Source organism: Chryseobacterium sp. 7 (assembly GCF_003663845.1).
Classification (GTDB): Bacteria; Bacteroidota; Bacteroidia; order Flavobacteriales; family Weeksellaceae; genus Chryseobacterium.
Genome location: NZ_RCCA01000001.1, coordinates 1,875,410 through 1,889,859 on the forward strand (window position 1 = coordinate 1,875,410; position 14,450 = coordinate 1,889,859).

Consider the following 14,450-nt stretch of genomic DNA (forward strand, 5'->3'; position numbering starts at 1 on the left):
TATTCCCCAATTTTAAAGTAATTATGAATACCGAAAATCAAGTTTTAGGACTTATTAAATTAAGTGATTATATAAAAGCGTTTTTAGCGAAGAAACCGGAAGATTACAATGAAGATGATGTAGATATTGAATTATTGTTAAAAAGATCTGAAATAGAGAATCCGTGGTTTACCATTGATAATCAGAAATTTGCTTTACAGCAATGGGCAGATCTTCTGACTGAAGAAAATATCAAAAACTGGCTTGGAAATTATTCAATCTCTAAAATTTCAAAGAGAGTTGGACTTATTTTAGCCGGAAATATTCCTCTAGTGGGCTTTCATGATGTAATATCCGTTGTTTTAGGCAATCATATTCCTGTCATTAAACTGTCTTCAAAAGATAAATATATGATTCCGTTTTTATTAAAGAAGTGGAATGAATTTTCTAATGGAAATGTAGCTTTTGAATTTGTAGAAAAATTAGAAAATTTTGATGCCGTTATTGCTACAGGAAGTAATAATACTGCCAGATATCTGGAATATTATTTTAAAAATCATTTAAGCATTATCCGCAAGAACAGAACCTCTGTTGCGGTGTTGAAAGGTGATGAAACGCAAGAAGAACTGGAGCTGCTGGCCAAAGATATTTTCCAGTATTTTGGATTAGGATGCAGAAATGTGACAAGAATTTTTATTCCGCAGGATTTTGTGATTGATAGATTATTTGAGAGTTTCTTAGGTTTCCAGGATATTATCAATCATAATAAATATGCCAATAATTATGATTATAACAGAGCAGTTTATCTTTTGAATCAGGATAAATTCTGGGATAATAATTTTGTGATGCTGAAGGAAGATGATAAACTGTTCAGTCCACTTTCTGTAATCAATTTCAGCAGATATAAATCTTTGGATGATGTGAAAGCATTTATTGCTGAAAACGAAGAAAATATCCAGTGCGTTGTGGCAAAGGAGGAGACTGGACTGGATGCAATTCCGTTTGGAGAAGCACAAAATCCGGGACTTGAAACATATGCAGATAATGTAGATATAATGAAATTTTTAGAACTGGTCTGATTTTCGTATCTTCCATCACTTATTTCACCAGATAAAAATGAATACTATGAAAAAATTATTGCTGGGACTTGCTCTTGTGGGTGCGCAGTTAGTGTTTGCGCAGAAGGTAGCAGGTGTAAAGGTAGAAAATGGACAGAAGAAAGAGCAGCCGGCGACTATCAGCAAGGAGAAAGTCAGTTTGTATAATGATAACTTCCTTAAGTTTGTAGATGCTTTACAGGCTTCTGACCGTGCAACTATTGATGGGTTACTTTCTGAGAAAGTGAAGGAAATTGTAACGGATAATGTCCTTAAAAAGGTCAAGGACGGTATTGACCCCAATAAAAAGCTTGAAATCTTAAAAGCAGGATACTATAAGACAATGGATGGCACCAATCATCCAAGTATTAAGTATAAATATGCAGGAGAATCGTCTTCCAAAGAAGCTATTACTGCGGTATTTGAGGATGATGGAAAAATCCTAGGTGTATTGCCTGCGAAATAGAATAAAATTTATTTTCGATTAATTAAAAAAATATTAACTATGATGACAGATGTTTTAGTCGCTCATTCTTCGGACGTGGAGAAAGCGAATTTTTACAAGAAGACGTATTTGCATGTTGCTTTATCTATTCTTGCGTTTATTGGGGTGGAAACGATATTATTGAAAACAGTTCCAGCAGAGCTTATTGCAATGATGTTCGCTCAAAGATATATCTGGCTGCTGATTATCGGAGTTTTCTGGCTGGCTTCTGTTTTAGCCTCCAAATGGTCTCTTTCACAAAGTAAATCCACTCAATATTTAGGGTTAGGATTTTATATCTTGCTGGAAGCAATTATTTTCATGCCGCTACTTTTTATTGCAACTAATATTGAAGGAGGAGCTAATGTAATTTTCCAGGCTGCTACTTTAACGATTGCTATGTTTGCGGGTATTTCCGCGGTTGCATTTACTTCTAAAAGAGATTTTTCTTTCTTAAGAAATATCATTGTAATCGGTGGATTTATTTCTATCGGACTGATTGTAGGAGGGATGATCTTTGGTTTTAATCTTGGACTGTGGTTCTCGGTTGGAATGGTAATTTTAGCTTCAGTTACAATTCTATATCAGACAAGTAAATTGAAAGATTCGTATGGAACGAACCAATATGTAGGAGCTGCATTACAGCTTTTTGCTTCCATTATGCTTTTGTTCTGGTATATTCTAAGTATTTTAATGAACAGAAGAAGTTAACTGATAAGTTATTTTAGCTTTAAAATAGAGTCCCGGTGATTTTTCATTGGGATTTTTATTATTTAAACACGAAATTTAAACACAAAGTTCACAAATGTTTTCACGGATAACACGAATCCAATAAGAACGTGCCTGATCGGGGAGGGAACCTGTTTTTATCTTTAAAGATTTATTCCAATAGGTTTAGCCTAAAGTTATAATGATTTTAAAGCAATATTTTTTAACCACAGATTTCACGGACTGACACAGATGATTGCATATATTTATTTGTGTTATTTGTTAAAAATATTTGTGCTATTCGTGATTTAAACCGTAAACCCAAAAAATCCTGATGAAAATATCACCGGGATTTTAATTGGTTATTCCTTAAAATTTTTCATGCAACTTCCCGCCTCATGTGACTGGTTGAAGTCCTTTGAAGTACATTTTACAGTTGAAATAAAAGATTCTTAAAGAATAGAAAAAAGTATAGTAATGAGGAAAACCTCGAGTATTGTATTTTGTGCTTTTACAGTCTTTTGGTTAAAAATAACCGAAAGATGTTATTTGTCGATTGATCCTAAAACCTTCTGAGCAAAAGAGTTTAAAGCATCTTTTTCGCTCATTCCGTTTTGTACATTGCTATGAACTTCTAAAGCTCCGCAAATATTGGTGATCAATTCTCCTGCAACATTCAGATCTTCTTCACTTGTTCCTCTGAATTCGCAGAAACTTTCCAGTACTTCTAATGTTTTTTCAAGGTTTTCAGGAGTCTGATTCTGATAAAACTGTCTGATTACGGGTAATTTCATTATGCTAATTCGTTAAAAAGGTTAATTAAACTTTCTGCCTGGTTAGATTGAACCTGGTTCACTAATTCTCCGTTTTTAAAGATGGCGAAAGTAGGTAAGTTGTCTACTTTTGCTAATTTTCTGCTTTCAGGAAGCTTTTCAGCATCTACATATAAAAATGGAATAGAGTCATTTTCAGAGGCTAATTTTTTGAATTTCGGCTTCATGATTCTGCAGTTTCCACACCATGTTGCGCCATACTGCACAACTACCTTTTCGTTGTCGTTAACTATATTTTGTAATGTATCTTCGGTTAATTCTGTGTACATGATTGTAATTTGAAAATTTGTTAATTTGAAAATGTGTCAATGCTTTATAAAGAAGAAAATGAGATAATTTTTGATAATTCTCAAATTATCTCATTTTCAAATTAACACATTATATTAGTTCTTCGCTAAGTATTCTGCTGTAGAAGTTCTGTCAGCTTTCATAGCGTCTTTTCCTTCTTCCCAGTTTGCAGGGCATACTTCACCGTGTTTTTGTACGTGTGTGTAAGCGTCAATTAATCTTAAGAATTCTTTTACATTTCTTCCCAGAGGCATATCGTTTACTGCTTCGTGGAAGATTTTTCCAGTTTCGTCGATAAGGTAAGTTGCTCTGTAAGTTACGTTAGAACCTGTGAAAACTTCATTTCCATCTTCATCATATTCGAAATCCTGATCAACAATTCCCAATGTGTTAGCCAATTGTCTGTGTGTATCCGCTAAAAGTGGGTAAGTTACTCCTTCAATTCCTCCGTTATCTTTTGGTGTGTTCAGCCAAGCGAAGTGTACTTCGTTAGTATCACAAGATGCACCGATTACTTTAGTGTTTCTTTTTTCGAATTCACCTAAAGCCTCCTGGAAAGCGTGAAGCTCAGTAGGACATACGAAAGTGAAATCTTTAGGGTACCAGAATAAAAGAACTTTTTGCTGGTTGTTTACTGCTTCATCAAGGATGTTGATTCTTAAATCGTCACCCATTTCAGACATTGCGTCGATTGTTAAATTTGGGAATTTTTTTCCTACTAAAGACATAATTTTTTCTGTTTTTATATTTAAATTTCTAATGCAAATATATGAATGATTCATCTATCAAACAAACTAAAATCGATAAATAAAATCTATAATTGTTTTTGGCGGGTCGTTAAATAAAAAAGCCCTGATATCAGGGCTTTTTGTTTATTTTAATAACCAAATATTTCAGTTAAATTAAGTTTTTTTACTTCGCCTAACTTTTTCATATCGGCCTCATTCACTTTATCTTGAGAAGCCACCAAACAGTAGGTGTAATTTTTATCTTTCATTTCCTTATCGTGGAAGGAGTTGATATCTGTGAAAGACAGTTTTGGTGCCTGTTCGTAGACATTCTTTCTCATATCAAAGTTGTTTCCAAGTCTTTGGGATTTCAGATAAGAAAAGATGATTCCGTCCTGAGTGATTCTTTCAGAAGCAATTGATTTTTTCAATCCGCTTTTGGCTGTCTCGAATAACTGCTCAGATTTTGGAAGGGTAGTCAGAAGCTCGTTCATTGCCGTTGTAGACTCATTGAATTTGTCTGCCTGTGTTCCTACATAAGCCATAACCATATCCTTGTCTGTTTTCTTGCTTGGAAGGGCAAAATAAGAATAGGTAGAATAAGCCAGTGCTTTTGATTCTCTGATAGTCTGGAATACAATAGATCCCATTCCGCCCCCGAAATAATTGTTGAATAAACTTACCGTAGGAGTCATAGAAGGATTGTATGGGTCAGAATTTCTTACCCAGAAAACTTCTGCCTGTACCATGTCATAGTGAGCAAATAGTACTTTGTTCTTATCCGTTGGGATCTGAGCAAAAGTTTTAGACTTAGGAAGATCTTTCAGAGTTGCAGGAAGCTTGTGAACAGGTTTTAAAGATGCTACTACTTCGTTTCCTGATTTTGGACCGTAATACAGTACTTTATGCTTGAAATTAAACAAATCGTGAAGCACATTAATCAGATCTTCTGCTTTTAATGCGTCTAGTTCAGCATCGCTTAGTACATTGTTGAAAGGATTCTGTGCACCATATTGAGCATAGCTTCTCAATCCTGCCATGATGGTTCCTTTGTTTTGCTTAGCGTTCGCTCTGGCTTTCTTCAGTCTTGTTTTATAAGCATCAAGAGCTGCCTGATCTGCCTGGCAGTTTTTAATCAGATCTTCAAATAAAGCAATTGTTTTATCGAAGTTTTCATTTAAACCTTCAAGAGATACATACGTTTCTTCGTTTCCGGCTCCTACATTGAAGCTTGATGCTAACTTGTAAAACTCTTTACTGATTACCTCAGAAGATTTGTCTTTTGTTCCTAGATACTGAAGATATTCTGCAGCCAATGGAAGAATTTTGTTGTTCCATTTTCCTGAATCAAAGTGGTAGTACATTCTGAATAATGCATTGTCTGTATTTTTTACAGATAGTACATCTACATCAGCTAATTTATTTTTAGCAATGTCTTTATCATAGTTCAACCATACCGGAGCGATAGGGTTTTCTGGCATTGCATCAATTTTCTTAAGGAAAGGCGACTGATCTTCTCTGTTAACGGAAACAGGAGTGATAGTCGGTTTGTCAACTTTTACAATGCTTTTATCTTCTCCTTTTCTTTTGTAAACTGCAACGTAATTGTTGTTCTGAAGATATTTGGATACGAAATCCATGATATCTTTTTTCGTCAGTTTTGAAATTTCATCCACATATTCCAACGATGCTTTGTGGTCAACATCTGAAGTGAATTCATCCATCAAAATACTTGCTCTTGACGAATATTTCTCATCTTTCTGAATAATTCCTTTCTTTTCGTTGTTCACGATAGACTGGATAAGGTCATCAGAAAAATCTCCTTTTCTTAATTTATCAATTTCCTGTAGAAGAAGATTCTTTACTTCATCCAGAGACTGTCCTTCAGTAGGTTTTCCCTGTAAAAGTAAAACGGAATAATCCTTTAAAGCATAAGAACCTGCGTAAGCGCCCAGTAACTTTTGTTTTTTTACCAAATCAAGGTCAATTAATCCGGCTTGTCCGTTGGTAAGCATATTTCCGACAAGGTTCAGCATTCTGGCATCTTTGGTAGAAGCTCCCGGAAATCTGAAACCTAGCATTACGTTTTCAGGATTGGGTCCTACAACCTCTTTTACAATCGGAGCAGTGATCGCTTTTTCCTGTCCTACTTTATATTCAGGAATCGCTTTAGGCTTCATATAAGAGAAAGCCTTGTCAATCTTTGCAATTACTTCATCCGGATTAAAGTCTCCGGACATAATGATTCCCATGTTGTTAGGAACATAATAATTATTGTAGTATTCTCTAATCGCGTGCAGAGAAGGATTTTTCAGGTGTTCAATGGTTCCGATAGTGGTTTGCTTTCCGTAATTGTTGTTAGGGAAAAGATTGGCAAACATCGTGTCGAAAACTTTATCTCCGTCATCATCAAGAGATCTGTTTTTTTCTTCATATACAGCCTCAAGTTCTGTGTGGAATAATCTTAAAACAGGCTCTCTGAATCTTTCAGCCTGTACAGCAAGGAATTTGTCAAGAACATTGGCAGGTACATCTTCCGTGTACACCGTCTGTTCAAAAGAAGTGAAGGCATTGGTACCGTCAGCTCCCATACCAGCCATCATTTTATCGTATTCGTTTGCAATGGCATATTTGGCTGCTTCTCCGGAAACCCTGTCAATTTCTTTGTAGATTTCTTTTCTTTTGGCCTCGTCCTTCGTCTGATTATACTTTTCGTAAAGAGCATCAATCTGGTCTAAAAGAGGTTTTTCTTTCGCCCAGTCTTTAGATCCGAACTGATTCGTTCCTTTGAAAAGCATGTGCTCCAGATAATGGGCAAGACCTGTATGATCTGCAGGGTCGGTTTTGCTTCCGGCTTTTGTGGCAATATACGTTTGTATTCTCGGATCCTTATTTGTAGGACTCAAAATAACCGTTAATCCGTTTTTCAGCGTGTAATACCTTGCGGAAGTAGGGTCATTGGTTACGTATTTGTACTTGTAGCCATTAGAATTAGCTTCTTTCCACTGGAAATCCTGGCCAAAAGCATGTCCTGCGAAACTTGCGGCGGCAATACTGGTAGCGATGGTTAGTTTTTTTAACAGATTCATTGCTGTTGCGTTTTATTTTTGATTAATATAGGTTGATATTAATTGAATGAGTCTAATAAATCTTTAATTCGTTTCATAGCTTCTCTTAAATCTTTCTCAGAAGCTGCATAAGAGAACCTGATACATTCCGGGCTTCCGAAAGAGAATCCGCCTACGCATCCTACATGAGCATTTTCCAGAAGGAACATGGCAAAGTCATCGGAGTTTTTAATTTCTGTACCGTTCAGCGTTTTTCCGATATAGTGTGAAATATCCGGAAAGAAATAGAAGGCAGCCTTTGGAAGCACTACTTTGAATCCTGGGATTTCTTTCATCAGCTCAAATACAAGATCTCTTCTTTTTTTGAAAGCATCAATCATGTATCTGTACTCAGAAGGATCTGTTTCCAGTGCGGTGATAGACGCTCTCTGTGCTACTGTATTAGCCCCGCTGGTCATTTGTCCCTGTACTTTTTCACAAGCTTTTGCCAGCCATTCCGGACATGCAGAATACCCGATTCTCCATCCCGTCATTGCAAATGCTTTTGACATTCCGTTGATTACAGCTGTCTGTTCATATACTTCCGGAAACTGAGCAATGGAAGCCGTTTTTGTTTCGTAATTGATATATTCATAAATCTCATCGGAAATGATGGTTACCTGAGGGTATTTAGCAATCACTTTTGCGATAGATTTTAATTCGTCATACGTATAATATCCTCCTGAAGGATTACATGGTGAACTGAAAAGTACCGCTTTAGTCTTCTCCGTTATCGCTTCTTCAAGCTGTTCTGCAGTCACTTTGAAATCGGTAACGTAAGAGGTAGGAAGGATTACGGAAGTTCCACCCATCATTTTTACCATTTCATCATAGCTTACCCAATAAGGGGCAGGAAGAAGAACTTCATCCCCATCATTAATAATAGCTGCTAAAACATTGATAATAGACTGTTTTGCACCATTGGAAACACAGATCTGAGTAGGTTTGTATTCCAGGTTATTATCTCTTTTTAATTTATTTGCAATAGCCTCACGCAGTTCCAGAAATCCCGGAACAGGAGAGTAGTGGCTGTAATTTTGATTGATAGCATCGAAAGCTGCCTGTTTGATATTATCCGGAACATCGAAATCCGGCTCGCCAAGAGTTAAGCTGATTACATCTATTCCGTTCGCTTTCATTTCTCTGGCTTTGTTTGACATAACAAATGTCTGTGAGTATCCTAATCTGTTTACTCTATCTGAAAGTTTATCCATTGTATTTTTTGAATTTTAACAAATATATAATAAAAACGCCTTGTGAGGATAATAAAAATGGGTTTGCTTTAGAGATTTTTATCAGGTTTTGGACAAAAATTGATAGTGAAAAGGGATACAGTTTCATTAAGAAATAGAATCAATTGAGCAAATAACAATCGGAACACAGGAGCCCAGGGAATAAAAATGATTGATGAAACGAAGGGTTTTGTATCTTTAAACCATCTAAGACTGATTCTATGAAATATTCCGTTTTTTTATTGCTGGTTTCCTGTACTGTTTTCGCACAGAAACAATCAAAAGATGAGGAAGTGAAAAAGTATGTTTCACAAGTAAACGAAGATTCGCTAAAATCTTATATCGGAAAAATGGTAAGCTTTGGAACAAGACACACTTTAAGTACAACAGATGATCCCAAGCAGGGAATAGGTGCAGCAAGAAACTGGGTGATTAAAAAATTCAACGGTTATGCTAAAAATTCCGGAGGCAGAATGGAAGTCTATCTTCAGCAGGAAGACATTCAGCCTGATGGAAAAAGAATTGATAAAGCAGTAAATCTTGGAAATGCCGTTGCTTTTCTGAAGGGAACAGACCCTAGCGACAAAAGGATTTTCCTGATCGGAGGACATCTTGATTCAAGAGTGACGGATGTGATGAACAGAACTTCCATAGCACCCGGAGCTAATGATGACGGAAGTGGTGTAAGTGCGGTTATAGAATCCGCAAGAATATTGAGTAAATCTTCATTTCCTGCATCCATCATCTTTGTGGCTTTTTCCGGGGAAGAGCAGTCGTTATTGGGTTCTAAACAATTGGCGGAAAAGATTAAAAGAGAAAATCTACAACTGGAAGCCGTTTTGAATAATGATATGATTGGTAATCCTAAAGCTGGAGAAACAGGAGAAATCAATACCCGTATCCTTCGTGTATTCAGTGAGGGGATGCCTTATAAAGATCTGGACAAAAGAGCAATGACGATCAGGAATCTGGGTTTCGAAAATGACAGCGAATCCAGACAGCTAGCTCGTTATATCAAAGAGATCACAGAACAATATGTTAAAGGGCTTGAAATAAAATTGATCTACAGAAATGACCGATTTTTGCGTGGAGGAGACCATACCAGCTTTGTCAATAACGGATTTCCTTCCGTAAGACTCACTGAATATTATGAAAACTATGATCACCAGCATCAGGATATCAGAATAGAAAACAATAAGCAGTACGGTGATCTTCCGGAATTTATAGATTTTAAATATCTGAAAAAGAATGTTGCAGCCAATGTTGCGGTACTGGCAAGTCTTGCAAAATCCACTTCAAAGCCGGAAAAAGTAGAAATGGAGGTGAAAGAACTGACGAATTCAACAACTTTGCATTGGGAAAAGCCAAAATCCGGAACACCAATTGGTTATTACGTGCTGACAAGGGAAACAGATAGTCCGGTATGGCAGAAAAAAATATTCACAACAGGACTTTCCATAAAAGTTCCGCTTTCGAAAGACAATTATATTTTTGCGGTACAGTCCGTCAATCAGTCAGGAAACCTTAGTGTACCTGTAATTCCGGGAATTGCAAAGTAACGGATTGTACTGAAAAGCTGAGTTTACACCCGGATCAGGAAAGTAGATTTGAATACAAGAGAAATAAAACTTATTTTTGCGCTTTATAATAATTCACATGTCTGCATCGTTACTATTAAAATATTTCCCGGATCTTACTGAAAAACAGAAAGAACAGTTCTCCAAACTGGAAAATCTGTACAACGAATGGAACGAAAAGATCAACGTAATTTCCAGAAAAGATATGGAATCGCTGTATGAAAAGCACATTCTGCACTCTTTGGGAATTGCAAAAGTGATGGAATTTGCACCAGGAACCAAAGTGTTGGATATCGGGACAGGAGGCGGTTTTCCGGGTATTCCTTTGGCGATCCTTTTTCCTGACACAGAGTTTACTCTAATTGATTCTATCGGAAAGAAAATCAGTGTAGTACAGGCTGTAGCGGACGGAGTAGGATTAACCAATGTAACAGCTATCCATGGAAGAGCAGAAAAGCTGAAAGAGAAATTCCACTTTGTAGTCAGCAGAGCAGTAACCCAAATGCCGGAATTTTTAAGATGGCTGAAAGGGAAATTTGAAAAAGAACAGTTTAACGCTAAGCATAACGGGATTTTATATTTGAAAGGCGGAGATCTTGCAGAAGAGCTTGCCGGACTTAAATGTGAAATTTTTAATCTTAAACACTATTTTGATGAAGAATTTTTTGATACTAAAAAAGTAGTTTATGTATCAAAAGGTAATTTTAATTCCTAATTTTATGTAAATAAGGAATAATTTTTGCTAATATTTGTTAATAATCAGAAAAGTAAAGGTTATGAAAAAACTTTTAAATATTGGATTTTCAGTATTCGTGTTGGGCGTGCTTCTGGTTTCATGTAATGATGATGATTACCAAACCATCGAATCTATTGATAAAATCAAGATAGACAGCGTCAGGATCGTCAATGATACCATGGACGTTTTTGGCATACAGAGCATAAAGACTTATTCCACCTATCCGTCTCACTGCGAAGGTTTCTACGGATATGATTATATTTACAATAATAACCTGGAAAGAACGGTTACTTCCTATAAATATATCACAAACGGACCCTGTACACAGGGAAATTATGTAGGAGCAAGCCAAATCAACTTCAGTCCTCAGAAAAAAGGAACCTATACTTTTAAATTCTGGAATGGTGGAAATAATTGGATTACCAAAACAATTGTAGTGGAATAATGAGATTGACTTTTGTATTGTGTGTATTGGCAGCTCAGGCTGTGGCCGGACAGAAAATTTTCTGGGAAGAGGGCAGGAAACTTACGTGGGATAATTTTAAAAGTCCGGTTAATAAAAAAAATAACCCTGATATAGCAGCGTACACGCATTGTGGCTGGGAATTTTATTCCGTAAAATCCTCCAATCCAAAAGAACCGGTTAAGATCACCATTACGTCGCTGTTTCACGAAGAAAAATCCTGGAAAGATGTCAAAAGAATGGATGATTATATCCTGCTGCATGAGCAGAAGCATTTTGACATTGCAGAATTATTTGTGAGGAAATTCAGGAAGGTCGTTGCTGAAAAAATCAGAACATCAGGAGATTATAATAAATATTTCCAGACTATTTATGATGGGATTTCCGCAGAATATAAAAACTTCCAGATGGCTTATGACAGAGATACCCGCCACGGAATTGACAAAGAAAAACAAACAGAATATAATAACACGATTTCAGAAGAACTAGACAACTTAAAAAGCTACCAAGCCAATTGAAATTCCTCAATAAGATCATCCACGAACTGCTAGCCCAAAACACGGATCTTTCTGCGTTTAATATCATTCTGCCCGGAAAACGTCCCATTGTGTTTATCAGGCAGATCTTAGAGGAAAATAATTATTCCGGGTTTCTTCCCAACTTTTTTACTGTAGAAGAACTTATTAATAAAATTGCCGATCAGCAGCCCATTCAGGGAATTCCGCTGTGGCTCTTTTCATTTGATGTATACCGAAGTCTGAATCTTATTCCAAGAGATGATTTTTCAGACTTTCTGAAGTGGTTTCCTACACTCCAAAAGGATTGGGATGATATTCTCAAGTTCTCAGACAGTGATCAGGCCGTTCTTCAGTATATGTTTGATGAAGAAAGGATCAAAGAATGGGCTCAGGACCTTGGTGAGGACGATGATGTCCCAAGAAAGAAGTTTCTTAATTTCTGGCAGAATATGAACGTTTTTCTTCCCGTTTTAAAAGAAAGGCTGCAGGAAAAAAACTGGGCTACTTCGGGAATGATTCATGAAGCCGCCAAAGCTAAGATTGTTGATTTTGCTAAAAATACCAAGGAACAGTTCGTTTTTTGCGGATTCAACGCCTTTACTCCGGTAGAAGAAAAGCTGGTAAGAAGTCTTTTGCAGTGGAATAAAGCGCAGTGTTTTTTTCAGGCAGACCGTTATTATTTCGATGATGAAAGACAGGAAGCCGGAAAATTCCTGAGGAATCATAAAACATGGAAAGAATTTGATGATAACAGAGCTTTTCAATGGATAGAAGACGATTTTAATCAACCTAAAAAAATTAAGGTATATGAAGTCTCCGGGAATGTAACCCAGACCAAAGTACTGCCTGAGATCTTTAAAGAGATCAATAATAAAACCTATTCCAATACTGCAGTGGTACTGCTGGATGAAAACCTTCTTCCTGCCAGCCTTGACGTAATGCATGGTGTTGATAATTTGAATATTACAATGGGATTCCCATTGAAAAATTTATCTTTCTCTAATGCGGTTAAACGTCTTTTCTATCTGCAGAAACAACTGGAAAAAAACAAATCTTCCTATTATTACAGAGATGTTTTCCCGATTCTGGAAGAACTGCCGAAATCTGTGGAAGATGAACAGATCATCAATGATTTTAAAGCCAAAGTAGAAGAGAGAAATATCGTTTATATTTCTAAGAAACTTTTGCATGAATTACTTGGCGGGCTGTCCTATATCGGGCTTCTTCAGAAAGCTGCCAGCACCAATATCTATCTGGATATGCTGATTGAATTCTGCCAGCAGGTAAAATGGCTGGAAATAGACGATATTCAGTATGAGAATGTCTCTCACTTTGAAAATGCGTTTAGAATCATTAAAAACCAGCTGACTCCTTACAATATTGAGATCAAAATGGAAACGCTGGAAATTCTGATCAACCAGTATATCAACTCTGAGAGTATTGACTTCCAGGGAGAGCCGTTGAGAGGGTTACAGATCATGGGATTATTGGAAACGCGTCTCCTGAATTTTGAAAACGTTATTCTCCTTTCCGTAAACGAGGGGAAACTTCCTCTTGGAAACTCGCAGAACACCTATATTCCTTTTGATATCCGAAGGTTCTTTGACCTGCATACTTTCCTTGAGAATGACAGCATTTATGCCTATCACTTTTACAGATTGATTCAGGATGCCCAAAACGTCCATTTGTTGTACAATGCATTAAGTTCCGGAGTAAATACCGGAGAAAAAAGCAGGTTCATTACACAGATCGAAATGGAAAGCTCCCATGAAATAGAGCATTTGATTATTGAAAACTCTTCCGAGCCCATTACAACCAAACCGATAGAAATTACAAAGACACAGATTGTACAGGATCGCCTTCAGAAATGGAAGGGGAAAGTATCAGCTTCCCACCTTACAAGCTACCTCTACAATCCGATTGATTTTTACCTTTCCAAGATTTTGAATACTTCGGAAACAGATGAAATTGAAGAAGAATTGTCTGTAAAAAACTACGGAAATCTGGTGCATTATTCACTTCAAGAAGTGTATGAGGTTTTAAAGGGTAAGGTTTTAAAAGAAAGTGATTTAAAGAATTCAGTTAAAGCGATAGATCAATATATAAATATTGCCATTGAAAAGCTGAAACATCAGCCGGAATTCTATGAAAAAGGGATGAATTATATCCATAAAGCCATTGCAAAAAAAGTAATTGAAAATGTTCTGAATCATGATCTTGAACTCATAAAGCAAGGTAACAAACTGGAGATTGTAGACATCGAAAGAAAGTTTGAAAACATAGATTTTCCTCTTGATGGAAATGATAAAATTTCCTTCATGGGATATATTGACAGGATTGATAAACTGAACGGAACGCTTAGAATTATTGATTATAAAACAGCCAAAATCAAAAACCTTACGGTAAAAATTGATCAGGATAATGTAGATGAATATTTTCATAACAGCGACAGAAAACAGGCTCTTCAGCTTTGTATTTATCATTACGTAGTACAGCATCTTCCTGAGTTTTGGGGCTTCCCGATAGAAACAGGAATCTGGAGTTTCGCTGATGCCAAAAAAGGAATGGTTTCTCTGCAGTTTGACAAAGGAAATATTGATGATGCCATGAAATCTGTCAGAAGTCTTATTCTTGAAATCCTGAATCCGGATATTAATTTTGTTGAAACTATAAAAACGTATTAAAGAGATTTAACGTTGA

At 36.4% G+C, this 14,450-nt stretch carries 13 protein-coding genes; 8 read left to right on the forward strand and 5 right to left on the reverse strand.

Features of this window, described 5'->3' with window-relative positions; all coding sequences use genetic code 11:
• Nucleotides 1-23: 23 nt before the first annotated feature.
• The 3 genes from CLU97_RS08610 to CLU97_RS08620 are packed head-to-tail and all read left to right on the forward strand — an operon-like array spanning nucleotide 24 to nucleotide 2,271.
• Complete coding sequence (locus tag CLU97_RS08610; RefSeq protein ID WP_121487563.1) at nucleotides 24-1,058, forward strand: acyl-CoA reductase; 1,035 nt, start codon at nucleotides 24-26, stop codon at nucleotides 1,056-1,058.
• A gap of 46 nt (nucleotides 1,059-1,104) precedes the next feature.
• On the forward strand, nucleotides 1,105-1,542 hold the full coding sequence (locus tag CLU97_RS08615) for a peptidylprolyl isomerase (protein WP_228437589.1): 438 nt from the start codon (nucleotides 1,105-1,107) through the stop codon (nucleotides 1,540-1,542).
• 39 nt (nucleotides 1,543-1,581) lie between these two features.
• Nucleotides 1,582-2,271, forward strand: coding sequence for a Bax inhibitor-1 family protein (locus tag CLU97_RS08620; RefSeq protein ID WP_121487565.1), 690 nt, complete (start codon nucleotides 1,582-1,584; stop codon nucleotides 2,269-2,271).
• A 542-nt stretch (nucleotides 2,272-2,813) separates the two neighbouring features.
• Here CLU97_RS08620 and CLU97_RS08625 read toward each other — a convergent pair.
• From CLU97_RS08625 to CLU97_RS08645, 5 genes are all read right to left on the reverse strand, one after another.
• A complete protein-coding gene (locus CLU97_RS08625; RefSeq protein ID WP_047495508.1) occupies nucleotides 2,814-3,062 on the reverse strand; it encodes a DUF6952 family protein in 249 nt (82 codons plus the stop codon).
• The gene (locus tag CLU97_RS08630; RefSeq protein WP_034698499.1) at nucleotides 3,062-3,370 is read right to left on the reverse strand and encodes a thioredoxin family protein; all 309 of its coding nucleotides are present in this window, start codon (nucleotides 3,368-3,370) and stop codon (nucleotides 3,062-3,064) included. Before CLU97_RS08630 ends, CLU97_RS08625 begins: the two co-directional genes overlap by 1 nt.
• A gap of 114 nt (nucleotides 3,371-3,484) precedes the next feature.
• Nucleotides 3,485-4,117: a peroxiredoxin gene (locus tag CLU97_RS08635; protein ID WP_034698496.1), complete on the reverse strand. Its 633-nt coding sequence runs from the start codon at nucleotides 4,115-4,117 to the stop codon at nucleotides 3,485-3,487.
• 149 nt (nucleotides 4,118-4,266) lie between these two features.
• Complete coding sequence (locus CLU97_RS08640) at nucleotides 4,267-7,206, reverse strand: M16 family metallopeptidase (protein WP_121487566.1); 2,940 nt, start codon at nucleotides 7,204-7,206, stop codon at nucleotides 4,267-4,269.
• 38 nt (nucleotides 7,207-7,244) lie between these two features.
• A complete protein-coding gene (locus tag CLU97_RS08645) occupies nucleotides 7,245-8,438 on the reverse strand; it encodes a pyridoxal phosphate-dependent aminotransferase (protein WP_121487567.1) in 1,194 nt (397 codons plus the stop codon).
• A gap of 239 nt (nucleotides 8,439-8,677) precedes the next feature.
• Between CLU97_RS08645 and CLU97_RS08650 the strand changes: the two genes are divergently transcribed.
• The 5 genes from CLU97_RS08650 (at nucleotide 8,678) to CLU97_RS08670 (ending at nucleotide 14,434) form a co-directional block, all read left to right on the forward strand.
• Nucleotides 8,678-10,015: a M20/M25/M40 family metallo-hydrolase gene (locus CLU97_RS08650; RefSeq protein ID WP_121487568.1), complete on the forward strand. Its 1,338-nt coding sequence runs from the start codon at nucleotides 8,678-8,680 to the stop codon at nucleotides 10,013-10,015.
• A 97-nt stretch (nucleotides 10,016-10,112) separates the two neighbouring features.
• Nucleotides 10,113-10,748, forward strand: a complete 636-nt coding sequence (gene rsmG, locus CLU97_RS08655; protein ID WP_121487569.1) for a 16S rRNA (guanine(527)-N(7))-methyltransferase RsmG — start codon at nucleotides 10,113-10,115, stop codon at nucleotides 10,746-10,748.
• 61 nt (nucleotides 10,749-10,809) lie between these two features.
• Nucleotides 10,810-11,214: a hypothetical protein gene (locus CLU97_RS08660; RefSeq protein ID WP_121487570.1), complete on the forward strand. Its 405-nt coding sequence runs from the start codon at nucleotides 10,810-10,812 to the stop codon at nucleotides 11,212-11,214.
• Nucleotides 11,214-11,750, forward strand: coding sequence for a DUF922 domain-containing protein (locus CLU97_RS08665; RefSeq protein ID WP_121487571.1), 537 nt, complete (start codon nucleotides 11,214-11,216; stop codon nucleotides 11,748-11,750). The genes CLU97_RS08660 and CLU97_RS08665 overlap by 1 nt, the downstream gene beginning before the upstream one ends.
• The gene (locus CLU97_RS08670; protein WP_121487572.1) at nucleotides 11,747-14,434 is read left to right on the forward strand and encodes a PD-(D/E)XK nuclease family protein; all 2,688 of its coding nucleotides are present in this window, start codon (nucleotides 11,747-11,749) and stop codon (nucleotides 14,432-14,434) included. Before CLU97_RS08665 ends, CLU97_RS08670 begins: the two co-directional genes overlap by 4 nt.
• The last annotated feature ends 16 nt before the right edge of the window (nucleotides 14,435-14,450 follow it).

Bases quoted from the DNA above. Each gene is read 5' to 3' on its own strand.
- CLU97_RS08610 (WP_121487563.1), top strand. From the start codon at position 24: ATGAATACCGAAAATCAAGTTTTAGGACTTATTAAATTAAGTGATTAT.
- CLU97_RS08615 (WP_228437589.1), top strand. From the start codon at position 1,105: ATGAAAAAATTATTGCTGGGACTTGCTCTTGTGGGTGCGCAGTTAGTG.
- CLU97_RS08620 (WP_121487565.1), top strand. From the start codon at position 1,582: ATGATGACAGATGTTTTAGTCGCTCATTCTTCGGACGTGGAGAAAGCG.
- CLU97_RS08625 (WP_047495508.1), bottom strand. From the start codon at position 3,062: ATGAAATTACCCGTAATCAGACAGTTTTATCAGAATCAGACTCCTGAA.
- CLU97_RS08630 (WP_034698499.1), bottom strand. From the start codon at position 3,370: ATGTACACAGAATTAACCGAAGATACATTACAAAATATAGTTAACGAC.
- CLU97_RS08635 (WP_034698496.1), bottom strand. From the start codon at position 4,117: ATGTCTTTAGTAGGAAAAAAATTCCCAAATTTAACAATCGACGCAATG.
- CLU97_RS08640 (WP_121487566.1), bottom strand. From the start codon at position 7,206: ATGAATCTGTTAAAAAAACTAACCATCGCTACCAGTATTGCCGCCGCA.
- CLU97_RS08645 (WP_121487567.1), bottom strand. From the start codon at position 8,438: ATGGATAAACTTTCAGATAGAGTAAACAGATTAGGATACTCACAGACA.
- CLU97_RS08650 (WP_121487568.1), top strand. From the start codon at position 8,678: ATGAAATATTCCGTTTTTTTATTGCTGGTTTCCTGTACTGTTTTCGCA.
- rsmG (WP_121487569.1), top strand. From the start codon at position 10,113: ATGTCTGCATCGTTACTATTAAAATATTTCCCGGATCTTACTGAAAAA.
- CLU97_RS08660 (WP_121487570.1), top strand. From the start codon at position 10,810: ATGAAAAAACTTTTAAATATTGGATTTTCAGTATTCGTGTTGGGCGTG.
- CLU97_RS08665 (WP_121487571.1), top strand. From the start codon at position 11,214: ATGAGATTGACTTTTGTATTGTGTGTATTGGCAGCTCAGGCTGTGGCC.